A 12,954-nucleotide genomic window follows, 5' to 3' on the forward strand; every position below is an offset into this window, starting at 1 on the left:
CTGACTTTTTAAGAAATGACAAACAACGATATTTTTTAAACTTTTGTATTAATTGAAATTATTTTTAAAAATATTCTTTATCCTTTTTTGCGTTGCTGTACAGGCGCAGAAGAAGAGTTATTTTCTTATTGATACCGAAACCAAAGTCAGAAAAAAAGTAAATGACTCTGCTGCTGCCGTGAAATTCCTGGATTCCCTTGCCCAGAACAACTATTTTTTCACACAGCTGAAAGAAGTCAGGAAAAAAGGAGACAGCACGGAAATTATGTATGACAAGGGGAAAAACTTTAATGAAACCTATGTCAGCCTTTCAGATTCTATTGCCTTGCGCACTAAGATCCAGAAGGAGTTTTTCACTAAAAATTTAGATTCCACCAAGAAAAAAATCAGCAAAACCTATATTGATGACGGATTTGCCTTCAGCAGGATCAAGTCCAGATACAAGGGCCAGAAAAACGGGTATCCTGTGGTAGAGCTTGATATCAATAAAAACAATAAAAGAACGATTGACGGGTTTGTGGTAAAAGGTTACACCGGTGTCCCGAAAAGGTTTATTAAAAACCTCGAAAAGGAATTTAAAGGGAAAACCTATGACGATAAAAACCTTATCGCGATTAATAAAAGTTTCCAGAGCCACCAGTTCATTACATTGGAACGTCCTCCGCAGACATTATTTACAAAAGACTCCACGAGTATTTACCTTTTCATGGAGAAGAAAAAAACAAACAGCTTTGACGGGGTGATCGGTTTCGGTAATGATAAAACCGATAAGTTTACCCTAAACGGAACGCTGAACGTTAATTTCAGGAATATCTTCAACGGTTTTGAAACGGTAAATCTGTACTGGCAGAGAAACCCGGACAAAGGCCAGACTTTTGACCTGCAGACGGATATCCCGTATCTTTTCAAATCCAATGTCGGGCTGAATATGAAGGTGAATATCTTCAGGCAGGATTCTACTTTTGCCAATGTAAAAGCACTTCCCGCATTTTATTATCACCTTAATGCAAGGAATAAGCTCGGTCTGAGAGGAACTTTTGAAAGTTCAAGTATCATTGATACCCTGTATGTCCAGGGAAAAGATTACAACAAAAAAGGAATCGGGATCTGGTTTGAAATGGTGGAACCTACAGATATTGATCTGTTCCTGTACAAGACCAGGATTAATGCGGGCTATGACTATCTGATGACAAACTACACCAAAGATAACATCAGGTCTCCGCAGAACCAGTTTTACTTTTTCGGGGAGCATAATTACCATATCAACGGCAACCATTTTCTCAATATGAAAGCGGAAGGAGCCATGATGGACTCTAAAATCGACTTTTCTGCCAATGAGCTCTACCGCTTCGGAGGCTGGAATTCCATGCGGGGCTTTAATGAAAATTCCCTCGCCGCCGACTTTTATTATTACGGAGGTTTAGAGTACCGCTATCTTATCGGGAGCCAGGCTTTCTTTGATGTCTTCGGGCAATACGGCCAGCTCAACAACAAATCGCTGAATGTAAAACCCAAACTCTACAGTGTCGGGCTCGGGTTTAATTTCTTTATCCCGATCGGCCTGATGAGCTTCCAGCTTTCCAACGGTAATGAATTCGGAAACCCTTTTAAATTCAATGATATTAAAATTCACTGGGGAATCCTGAGCAGATTTTAAACGCTGCCATATTTAAAATAACAAGTCTTATCCGTCTGCCGGGTAAGACTTTTTTTTGTAATACTGATTGAAATCATAAACCATTAGTTTAAAAATCAACAAATTGCACGAAAATATATTTCATCATATATTGAATTTTATCATCTTTAAAACAAATCTTAATACCATGAAAAAAGTTACCTTTACTTTAGTGCTGTCTGTATGTGCATTGACAGCTTCTTCAAAATTAAATGCACAGGATACCAATACGGACAACCATACCATTGGCATTACCATCCCTGAAGTTGCACTGGTAGACATAGAACCGGCCGCCAACAAAAACATTACTTTAGGATTTACCGCTCCTACTGAAGCCGGTCTTCCTATTGTAGCAAGCGGGACCAACAATACCCTGTGGCTTAATTATTCTTCAATTAAATCTGTTACTGATGCTACCCGGAATGTTTCCGTAAGACTAAATGCCCTGGTTCCCGGGATTGATATCAGGGTAACAGCAGCTGCGGCAACAGGAGCAGGCGGAGGAACTTTAGGCGTGCCTTCTTCACAATTAACACTGAGTGCAGCTGACCAGACCCTTATTTCCGGGATCGGAAGTGCTTATACGGGTGACGGTGCAAACAACGGTCACAATCTTACCTATGCACTGGCTCCGGGAAGCGGAACCGGCACCGTTGCTGCGTATGCAGATCTGGAGGCAACGACTACAGCTGTAGCTACAGTAACCTACACCATTTCTGATAACTAAGGCCTGAAAAACCTTTGTGTCTTAATCAGGAGAAGCTGTTTACCGGCTTCTTACTATTTACTGTGATTTTTTTAAACTTAAACTTTACATTAAAATGATAAAGCACGCCTCCTTTTTGTTTATCTTTTTGATCCTGTCATGCTTATCAAAGGCTAATATTGTGATCCTTAACGGCCTTACCCATCATTATAAGGTAGAAAACGGACAGGTTTACAAAGGAAAAATTTCAATAGAGAATATAAGCAGCCAGCCTCAGAATGTAAAACTGTTTCTACAGGATTTTACTTATCAGTCTGACGGAACTGCAAATTATACGACTCCGGACAAGGCTAAAAACGAGAAAAGCAATGCAGGATGGATAAGGCTTAATACAAATCTTGTTTCTTTAAAAGGAAAAGAGAAAACAGAAATTTTCTATGAAATAACAATTCCGGAACAGGATCCTGATGAAGGGAGCCATTGGAGCGTGATTATTGTAGAACCTGTGGAAGACATTAAACCTGACAATGACCGGCAGGGTGTCAATATCACATCCATTGTCCGGTATGCCATACAGATTATAACCGATGTAAACTCCGAAAAAGCAAATTCGGATCTGAAATTTGAAGGTGTAAAGATTGAAAAAGAAGATGGCAGGAAATTTCTTAAAGTAGCAATAACCAACACGGGGACGCTTTACTGCAAGCCAACAGTAACTGCGGAAATCTACCATAAAAAGAACGGACAGAAAATCGGTAATTTTTCCAGCCAGGCTATGGGACTATTGCCGAAGACTTCCAAATCTTTCCTTATTGATCTGGATAAAATACCGCCCGCCGGTTATAATGCCGTATTGATTGCCACGGATGAAGACGACAATGCTTTTGCCCTCAATGTCGAATTGGAAGTAAAGAATGATTAGGAAGTATGTATTATATTTTACTTTGCTGTTCCCGGCACTGCTTATTGCCCAAAGAAAAAATCCTGACAGCAATAAAGACAGTCTGCAGCCGGGGACATCCACTTCTGTTTCTTTTATAATAGAAAACGGAACTTCCGGGAGTCCTGTTTATGAAGTCTCTGTGACCACTTCAAATCCATATATTCAACCTATTTTAAAAAGCGGGGAACTAAAAATCAATGCTCATGAAAACAGCATTTATATTGTTCCTATAAAAATTGCTGCAGAAACTCCTCAGGGAAAATACAGCGTCACTCTGCATGGGACAGAAAAAAACACCGGTGAAAAGTGGATTAAGAATTCCGAATTAACGGTTTCGGGAAACCGGAAAATCTCAGTCAGTGTTTTAAATGCTCCGGACTTTGTAAAAGCGGGGGAAACGATTAAAGCTTCTTTCCTGCTGAAAAATAACGGAAATGTATCTGAAAATGTTATTCTGGAAAGTATAAGTGCTGCTGTTATTGAAGGAACATCTTTAATATTATCTGCGGGAGAAGGGAAGATAATTACCGTACATAAAAAAACGAACCCTGATCTGGGTAAGAATGAATATCAGAATATAAGCCTGTCCGCATATTCTGAAGATAATATAAAGGAAAAGCAAATCGCTTATACCGGTGTAAAAATAATTTCTGTACAACCTGAAGAAGATGACATTTTCCACCGGCTTCCTGTAAAAGCTTCTGCTTCTTTCATCGGAATGCGAAACCGCGGCGAATATAATAATGGTTTTCAGGGTGAAGTATATGGCAAAGGAAGCCTTGATAAAAACAATCAGCACCTGCTGGAATTTCGGGCTGTCACCAAAAATCCTGTGGAATTTAATTCTTTTACGCAGTATGAAGAGTATTTTATCAATTACCAACAGGACCATTTTTTTTTTCATTTGGGAGATAAGAATTATTCATCCTCCTTCTTAACGGAGTATGCGAGGTACGGCCGCGGTGCAGAAATCCGTTTTGACATGAAGAATGTAAGCGTGGGCGGATTTTACAATCACCCGAGATTCTTCCGGGATATCAAAGATGAGTTTAATATCTACTCGAAATTCAGGCTCGCCGGAGAATCGGAAATTACAGCCGGATATTTATACAAGGTGCCAAGAAGGGAAAATGTGGGACCTGGGTTCTCAGGTTTCAGACTGGATTCTGATGCGCATCTGCCTTATCTCGCCGGAAAGTTTAAGCTTAACAACCATCTTGAAGTATCCGGGGAAGCTTCTTACAGTAAAACCAATAATACGGACGGAACTGCTTTTATGCTTCAGGCCACTGCTGGTTTTGAAAAGATTAACGGGAATATCATGTATACGAGATCAGGCCCTGAATATGCCGGCTATTTTAACAATACCAGTACGTTCAACGGGAATCTCCAGTACAGGCTTTCAAAAAAAATAAATGTGCTGGCAACTTATGTGCAGGATGCCAGAAATTTCCAGAGGGATACACTGTTTCTTGCTGCTCCCTACCGGAAATTTCTGCAGTATGGCTTACAGTACAGATATCTGAAAAGCGGATCTGTAATGCTGTACAATGGGTTCCAAAGGTATGAAGACCGGCTGATGCCTAAAGAATTTGATTACAAAGAACGTTTTTTCAAAATAAGCATTGATCAGCAGATCGGGATTTTCCAGCTGAATATGGAAGGGCAATTCGGAAAAACAGATAATTATCTGAGTGGATTTTCCGGAAACTCAAGTTTCTATACCGCGAATATAGGATTTGAAAAATTTAAAACTTCATTTAATCTCTATGGGAGTTATGCCAATACATCCCGGTATCAGATGCAGCAGCAGAAACAGTTCTATTACGGGGCGAGAATCTTCAGTCGTTTTTCAGACCGCATGAGCTTCAGCCTTTTTTATCAGAACAATTACATGCCGGAAGATTATTATGCGGACCGGAATCTTCTGGAGATCCTTTTTCACCGCCGGTTATTTCCGGGACATGAAATTGATGTTTCGGGAAGATATACTTTACAACGCGGAGAACTCGACCATAAAGATTTTATTTTTTCATTGCGCTATGCTGTACATCTTAATGTCCCAACGCAAAAAATAGCAGATTACACAACCCTTTCGGGAACCGTTAAGAATCTCGGAGTAAAAAAGATTGAGGGAATCCGCCTGACATTGGGCAATCATCTGTCGGTAACTGATAAAAACGGAAATTATACCTTTAAAAACATTATCCCCGGAAACTATATTCTGGAGATTGACAGGTCAACAACGGACATCAATGATATTCCTGATGTTAATTTTCCAGCTTCATTACTGCTTGCCGGTAAAGAAAACATATTCAATTTCGGATTGCTGTCAGCCGGGCAGATCAAGGGAAACATCCGTTATTCCGAAAGTGAAAGTACACCGGTTTTTACCAGCATTCCACCTAAAAAAGAAAATAAGAAGAAGGAAAAATTAATCCTGGAAGCATCCAACGGTGACCAGACGTACCGAAAAATAGTTGGTATGGGAGAAAAATATGATTTTACTTATCTGCGTCCCGGGATATGGAACATAAAAGTATACAGAAACGGTTTGGACAAAAGATATAAAATTCCCATTGACAGCTTTCAGTTTATATTAAAATCGTCAGAAATAAAAGAACTTATGATCCATGTGATCAAACAGCCATCAGAAATAAAATTTCAAAAGGAAAGTATTAAAGTAACGTATAATGAGAAGTAGAATGAAACATTTCGGAATAAATACGGTGATTTTTCTGATGGTATCCTGTAGAATATCCGCCCAGAGCACAGGAAACAGAACTGTTGCCGTAACCTTACCCGTAGTAACATTGATGGATGTTGAGCCCAGCGGCCCGATTACTTTAAGCTATTCTGCACCTGCAGATGCGGGAAGGCCTGTAGCCCTACCTTCTGTCAATATGACTAAATGGGTTAATTATACTTCAGCGATAGCTTTGGGAGGGATAAGCAGACGAATTACGGCATCCGTTAATCAGGTGATTCCAGGAGTTGATATAAAGATTCAGGCTTCAGGAGCTTCAGGATCCGGAGGCGGAATATTAGGTATACCTTCTGCACAGATAACACTTACGACAGCTGCACAAATCATCATCAGCGGGATCGGAGGTGCCTTCACCGGGAATGGCGCTAACAATGGTCACCAATTGAGCATAAGCTTAACTACAAATACGTATGCTAATTTATCTGCCAGAACAAATACTCCGGTTATCATCACTTATACCATTACTGAATAATTGTAAAAACATGATCTATAATAATAGTTTGTTAAATAAAGTCTTCTTCTATAAAAGTATTATTTCTGTTTTTCTACTTATTTCCTGTTATGTAAAATCACAACGGGTTCTTACTGTTGGGGGAAATAACTGGACTGTAGCTGTTCCATCCATTACAGAAGCAGGCAGCAATTATTCGGGGACTTATGAAAGCGCCAGTAATCAGGTATTGTTAAATGCCAGTGTACCGTTATTATTAGGAAACGGTAAAATAACCGTACGGTATGAACCCAATCCTAATTGGGACAGCAGTTTAATTTTACAGGCAAGACGAACCGGAAACGGGACAACTGCCTGTGTAGCTTGCACGCTAACCGGCGGAACTTCTTATGTAATGATTCCGTTAACCGATGTGGAACTGTTCCGTATTCAGGCTACACTTGCATTGGCTTCTTATACGAATATTCCCGTCCAGCTGCAATTATCCGGTGTTTCAGTTACTATTCCTGCAGCTACGTACAACAGCCGGATTATTTTTACAATAAGTGCTTTATAGGAGTTAATATAAAATGTGTAATAATCGATGGATTGTCTCGGTAACATTATAAGTCAAATAATACCTAAACAACACTATTTGAAATGAAAGTAGAAGCTCTTGATCCTGTTTTATATTGAATATTTATTCAAGATAGAATCATCCGCGTATTATCTGAGCGCTGAAGATATCTATATTTCAGGCTTATTAGAATATTATATGTTGTCCCAGATATCTTCAAATGCATAGATATGCATGTGTAATAGCGAACAAAAATCTTATCTATAAATATATAATTAGATTTAGGTATATAATTATCCTSAGTTGAGAGATGTTTGAAAATTGATTATTGCAGATTCAGCCGGTATGTATTAAACAAAAAAAACTCCTTCATCGGAATGAAGGAGTTTTAAATAAAGACTGGCGGCGACCTACTCTCCCGCTTTCGCAGTACCATCGGCGCTGGTGGGCTTAACTTCTGTGTTCGGAATGGGAACAGGTGAGCCCCACCGCTAAAACCACCCTAAAGGTTGTATATAGTGTAGGAATGTAGGATGTATTTTGTACAATGTATTTTACATTATACTTTTTACCCTCTACATTTTACAAATTTTATCGGTAAATATCATCACAAAGGCAAAACCATTGTTGCACTTATAAGGCTTGTTGGTTGTAACCAATAGGCTATAAATCTACGGGTAATTAGTANTTTTATCGGTAAATATCATCACAAAGGCAAAACCATTGTTGCACTTATAAGGCTTGTTGGTTGTAACCAATAGGCTATAAATCTACGGGTAATTAGTACTACTCGGCTATGCTGTTACCAACTTTACACCTGTAGCCTATCAACGTGGTCATCTCCCACGACCCTTAAAAGATGTCTCATCTTGAGGCGAGTTTCACACTTATATGCTTTCAGTGTTTATCTCTTCCAAACGTAGCTACTCAGCGGTGCACCTGGCGGTACAACTGATACACCAGAGGTTTGTTCAATTCGGTCCTCTCGTACTAGAATCAAGCCCTCTCAAACATCTAACGCCCGCAATAGATAGAGACCGAACTGTCTCACGACGTTCTGAACCCAGCTCGCGTGCCACTTTAATGGGCGAACAGCCCAACCCTTGGGACCTTCTCCAGCCCCAGGATGTGACGAGCCGACATCGAGGTGCCGAACCTCCCCGTCGATGTGAGCTCTTGGGGGAGACTAGCCTGTTATCCCCGGAGTACCTTTTATCCTATGAGCGATGGCCCTTCCATACGGAACCACCGGATCACTATGTCCTGCTTTCGCACCTGATCGACTTGTAGGTCTCACAGTCAAGCACCCTTATGCCATTACACTCTACGCACGGTTACCAAGCGTGCTGAGGGTACCTTTGAAAGCCTCCGTTACTCTTTTGGAGGCGACCACCCCAGTCAAACTACCCACCACGCAATGTCCTTCTAAAAGAAGTTAGGCTCCAAGTAAGTAAAGGGTGGTATTTCAACGTTGGCTCCACAGACACTAGCGTGCCCGCTTCATAGCCTCCCACCTATCCTACACATTACTTACTCAAAGTCAATACGAAGTTATAGTAAAGGTTCACAGGGTCTTTTCGTCCCATTGCGGGTAATCGGCATCTTCACCGATACTACAATTTCACCGAGCTCGTGGCTGAGACAGTGCCCAGATCGTTACACCATTCGTGCAGGTCGGAACTTACCCGACAAGGAATTTCGCTACCTTAGGACCGTTATAGTTACGGCCGCCGTTTACTGGGGCTTCAGTCAAACGCTTCGCATTGCTGCTAACGCCCTTCCTTAACCTTCCAGCACCGGGCAGGTGTCAGACCCTATACAGCATCTTTCGATTTAGCAGAGTCCTGTGTTTTTGATAAACAGTCGCCTGGGCCTCTTCACTGCGGCCAGCATTGCTGCTGGCGTCTCTTCTTCCGAAGTTACGAGACTATTTTGCCTAGTTCCTTAGCCACGACTCACTCGAGCACCTTAGGATTCTCTCCTCGACCACCTGTGTCGGTTTTGGTACGGGTTGCTTCACTTCGGCTTTTCTTGGAAGCACTTTCCCTGCAGCAGCTTCGCCCGAAGGCTAGGCCTTGACTATTCCGTCAGTCTCCAGCAGGTACGGCACTCCGTCCCCTTTTTAGTGTGAGCAAGTATGGGAGTATTAACCCATTGTCCATCCACTACCCCTTTCGGGTTCGCGTTAGGTCCCGACTAACCCTCAGCTGATTAGCATGGCTGAGGAAACCTTAGTCTTTCGGTGAGGGGGTTTCTCGCCCCCTTTATCGTTACTTATGCCTACATTTTCTTTTCTGTACGCTCCACAATACCTCACGATACTGCTTCGGTGCAAACAGAATGCTCTCCTACCAGATATAATAAATTATAAATCCATAGCTTCGGTAATATGCTTATGCCCGATTATTATCCATGCCGGACCGCTCGACTAGTGAGCTGTTACGCACTCTTTAAATGAATGGCTGCTTCCAAGCCAACATCCTAGCTGTCAATGCAGTCCAACCGCGTTGTTTCAACTTAGCATATATTTGGGGACCTTAGCTGTTGGTCTGGGTTCTTTCCCTCTCGGACATGGACCTTAGCACCCATGCCCTCACTGCCGCAGAACATTTATTAGCATTCGGAGTTTGTCAGGAATTGGTAGGCGATGAAACCCCCGCATCCAATCAGTAGCTCTACCTCTAATAAACTTTGTTGCGACGCTGCACCTAAATGCATTTCGGAGAGTACGAGCTATCTCCCAGTTTGATTGGCCTTTCACCCCTACCCACAGGTCATCCGAAGACTTTTCAACGTCAACCGGTTCGGTCCTCCACTCTGTGTTACCAGAGCTTCAACCTGCCCATGGGTAGATCACAAGGTTTCGCGTCTAATCCTACTAACTATGCGCCCTATTCAGACTCGCTTTCGCTCCGGCTCCGGACCTTAAGTCCTTAACCTCGCTAGTAAAATTAACTCGTAGGCTCATTATGCAAAAGGCACGCCGTCACCCAACTTGTGGGCTCCGACCGCTTGTAGGCGTACGGTTTCAGGTTCTATTTCACCCTTCTATTCGAAGTGCTTTTCACCTTTCCTTCACAGTACTTGTTCACTATCGGTCTTTCAGGAGTATTTAGCCTTGGAGGATGGTCCCCCCATATTCAGACAGGATTTCACGTGTCCCGCCCTACTCATTTATCACTTAAATATGCCTTTCATGTACGGGGCTATCACCCTCTACGGCTGTTCTTTCCAGAACATTCTATTAAACATATAAAAGCTTTTGGGCTAATCCGCGTTCGCTCGCCACTACTTACGGAATCTCTTCGATTTCTTTTCCTCCGGGTACTTAGATGTTTCAGTTCTCCGGGTTTGCTTCTCGTCCGAAGACGAGATGACATGTCTTCAACATGCCGGGTTGCCCCATTCGGACATCTGCGGATCAATTCGTGTGTGCCGATCCCCGCAGCTTTTCGCAGCTTACCACGTCCTTCTTCGCCTCTGAAAGCCTAGGCATCCGCCATACGCCCTTAACGATTTCTTTCCTATTTTTAGGTTACTCAAGCACTTATAAGTGCTCGGTTTTCTCTTTGTGATGTCTTTACCGTTAATGTCAATGATCTTTGTTCTTGTACTTAAGCAATCAAGTGAAGCGTATTAATGACGGCTCCGTCATTATGTAGAACATACACTTTCTTTTATTACCCTCATACATTATACTTTATTACTCGCGTAACTAAGTACAATATGTGGAGAATAAGGGAGTCGAACCCTTGACCTCCTGCGTGCAAGGCAGGCGCTCTAGCCAGCTGAGCTAATTCCCCCTCTAGTAGACTTCAGATTTAAGATTCCAGAGCTCAGACTTTAACATCTGATGTCTTTTATCTCATATCTTCCCGTCTTTTGCAATTAGTAGTCTCGGGCAGGCTCGAACTGCCGACCTCTACATTATCAGTGTAGCGCTCTAACCAGCTGAGCTACGAGACTCTTTTACGAGTCATGAGTTATGAGTGATAAGTTATTTTCAAACTGAATCCTTTACATATACTCTATCTCTCTTCCCTGATACTAATTTCTAGTGGGTTTGTATTTTATATAACATAGCAACCAATAAAAAAACTAAAGCTTAAACTTTAAGTAAGTACTTGTATCCGAAGATACTAATTTTGTTTATACTCGTTAAACGAGTCTCTAAAATGAGATGTTCCAGCCGCACCTTCCGGTACGGCTACCTTGTTACGACTTAGCCCTAGTTACCTGTTTTACCCTAGGCAGCTCCTGTTACGGTCACCGACTTCAGGTACCCCAGACTTCCATGGCTTGACGGGCGGTGTGTACAAGGCCCGGGAACGTATTCACCGCGCCATGGCTGATGCGCGATTACTAGCGATTCCAGCTTCATAGAGTCGAGTTGCAGACTCCAATCCGAACTGAGACCGGCTTTCGAGATTCGCATCACATCGCTGTGTAGCTGCCCTCTGTACCGGCCATTGTATTACGTGTGTGGCCCAAGGCGTAAGGGCCGTGATGATTTGACGTCATCCCCACCTTCCTCTCTACTTGCGTAGGCAGTCTTACTAGAGTCCTCAACTTAATGGTAGCAACTAGTAACAGGGGTTGCGCTCGTTGCAGGACTTAACCTAACACCTCACGGCACGAGCTGACGACAACCATGCAGCACCTTGAAAATTGCCCGAAGGAAGGTCTATTTCTAAACCGGTCAATTCCCATTTAAGCCTTGGTAAGGTTCCTCGCGTATCATCGAATTAAACCACATAATCCACCGCTTGTGCGGGCCCCCGTCAATTCCTTTGAGTTTCATTCTTGCGAACGTACTCCCCAGGTGGCTAACTTATCACTTTCGCTTAGTCTCTGAATCCGAAGACCCAAAAACGAGTTAGCATCGTTTACGGCGTGGACTACCAGGGTATCTAATCCTGTTCGCTCCCCACGCTTTCGTCCATCAGCGTCAGTTAAGACATAGTGACCTGCCTTCGCAATTGGTGTTCTAAGTAATATCTATGCATTTCACCGCTACACTACTTATTCCAGCCACTTCTACCTTACTCAAGACCCGCAGTATCAATGGCAGTTTCACAGTTGAGCTGTGAGATTTCACCACTGACTTACGAGTCCGCCTACGGACCCTTTAAACCCAATAAATCCGGATAACGCTTGCACCCTCCGTATTACCGCGGCTGCTGGCACGGAGTTAGCCGGTGCTTATTCGTATAGTACCTTCAGCTTTCCTCACGAGGAAAGGTTTATCCCTATACAAAAGAAGTTTACAACCCATAGGGCCGTCGTCCTTCACGCGGGATGGCTGGATCAGGCGCTAACCCATTGTCCAATATTCCTCACTGCTGCCTCCCGTAGGAGTCTGGTCCGTGTCTCAGTACCAGTGTGGGGGATCACCCTCTCAGGCCCCCTAAAGATCATCGACTTGGTGAGCCGTTACCTCACCAACTATCTAATCTTGCGCGTGCCCATCTCTATCCACCGGAGTTTTCAATATCAAGTGATGCCACTTAATATATTATGGGGTATTAATCTTCCTTTCGAAAGGCTATCCCCCTGATAAAGGCAGGTTGCACACGTGTTCCGCACCCGTACGCCGCTCTCTCTGTCCCGAAAGACAAATACCGCTCGGCTTGCATGTGTTAGGCCTCCCGCTAGCGTTCATCCTGAGCCAGGATCAAACTCTCCATTGTATGTTTGTCTGACTCACTCAAAGTTATTTTACGCTTTAGTTTTTCCTTACTTGGTTGTTATATCTRTTTTTCAATGATCTCTTTTCTTCCGCTTCCCCGGCTACCCTTTTCTGTCGTTGGGCTTTGCCGTATTTGCGTGTGCAAAAGTAAAACTTTATTTCTAATC

The 12,954-nt window shown here is 42.7% G+C and carries 6 protein-coding genes, 2 tRNA genes and 3 rRNA genes; 6 read left to right on the top strand and 5 right to left on the bottom strand.

What is annotated here, in order from left to right; all coding sequences use genetic code 11:
• Nucleotides 1-52: 52 nt before the first annotated feature.
• From ASE55_RS07085 to ASE55_RS07110, 6 genes are all read left to right on the top strand, one after another.
• Complete coding sequence (locus ASE55_RS07085) at nt 53-1,657, top strand: hypothetical protein (protein WP_056217116.1); 1,605 nt, start codon at nt 53-55, stop codon at nt 1,655-1,657.
• A 166-nt stretch (nt 1,658-1,823) separates the two neighbouring features.
• Nucleotides 1,824-2,402, top strand: a complete 579-nt coding sequence (locus tag ASE55_RS07090; protein WP_056217131.1) for a hypothetical protein — start codon at nt 1,824-1,826, stop codon at nt 2,400-2,402.
• Nucleotides 2,403-2,496: 94 nt separating this feature from the next.
• Nucleotides 2,497-3,303 (top strand): WxL protein host-binding domain-containing protein, encoded by an 807-nt coding sequence (locus tag ASE55_RS07095; protein ID WP_056217118.1) that lies wholly within the window; start codon nt 2,497-2,499, stop codon nt 3,301-3,303.
• The gene (locus ASE55_RS07100) at nt 3,296-6,028 is read left to right on the top strand and encodes a carboxypeptidase-like regulatory domain-containing protein (RefSeq protein ID WP_056217120.1); all 2,733 of its coding nucleotides are present in this window, start codon (nt 3,296-3,298) and stop codon (nt 6,026-6,028) included. Before ASE55_RS07095 ends, ASE55_RS07100 begins: the two co-directional genes overlap by 8 nt.
• Entirely contained in the window at nt 6,018-6,563 is a 546-nt protein-coding gene (locus ASE55_RS07105; protein WP_238585008.1) for a hypothetical protein, read from the top strand. Before ASE55_RS07100 ends, ASE55_RS07105 begins: the two co-directional genes overlap by 11 nt.
• Before the next feature lie 10 nt (nt 6,564-6,573).
• The gene (locus ASE55_RS07110; protein WP_238585009.1) at nt 6,574-7,098 is read left to right on the top strand and encodes a hypothetical protein; all 525 of its coding nucleotides are present in this window, start codon (nt 6,574-6,576) and stop codon (nt 7,096-7,098) included.
• Between the two features lie 397 nt (nt 7,099-7,495).
• On the opposite strand, the gene rrf is transcribed toward ASE55_RS07110, so the two are convergent.
• From rrf to ASE55_RS07135, 5 genes are all read right to left on the bottom strand, one after another.
• Nucleotides 7,496-7,603: ribosomal RNA gene (gene rrf, locus ASE55_RS07115) — 5S ribosomal RNA — on the bottom strand.
• 255 nt (nt 7,604-7,858) lie between these two features.
• Nucleotides 7,859-10,621: ribosomal RNA gene (locus tag ASE55_RS07120) — 23S ribosomal RNA — on the bottom strand.
• A gap of 206 nt (nt 10,622-10,827) precedes the next feature.
• Nucleotides 10,828-10,901, bottom strand: a tRNA-Ala gene (locus ASE55_RS07125).
• Between the two features lie 89 nt (nt 10,902-10,990).
• Nucleotides 10,991-11,064: transfer RNA gene (locus ASE55_RS07130), tRNA-Ile, on the bottom strand.
• Nucleotides 11,065-11,271: 207 nt separating this feature from the next.
• Nucleotides 11,272-12,788 (bottom strand): 16S ribosomal RNA (locus ASE55_RS07135).
• Together the 16S, 23S and 5S rRNA genes with 2 tRNA genes alongside form the textbook arrangement of a ribosomal RNA operon.
• Between the last annotated feature and the right edge of the window lie 166 nt (nt 12,789-12,954).

This window comes from Chryseobacterium sp. Leaf201 (assembly GCF_001421435.1).
Classification (GTDB): Bacteria; Bacteroidota; Bacteroidia; order Flavobacteriales; family Weeksellaceae; genus Chryseobacterium.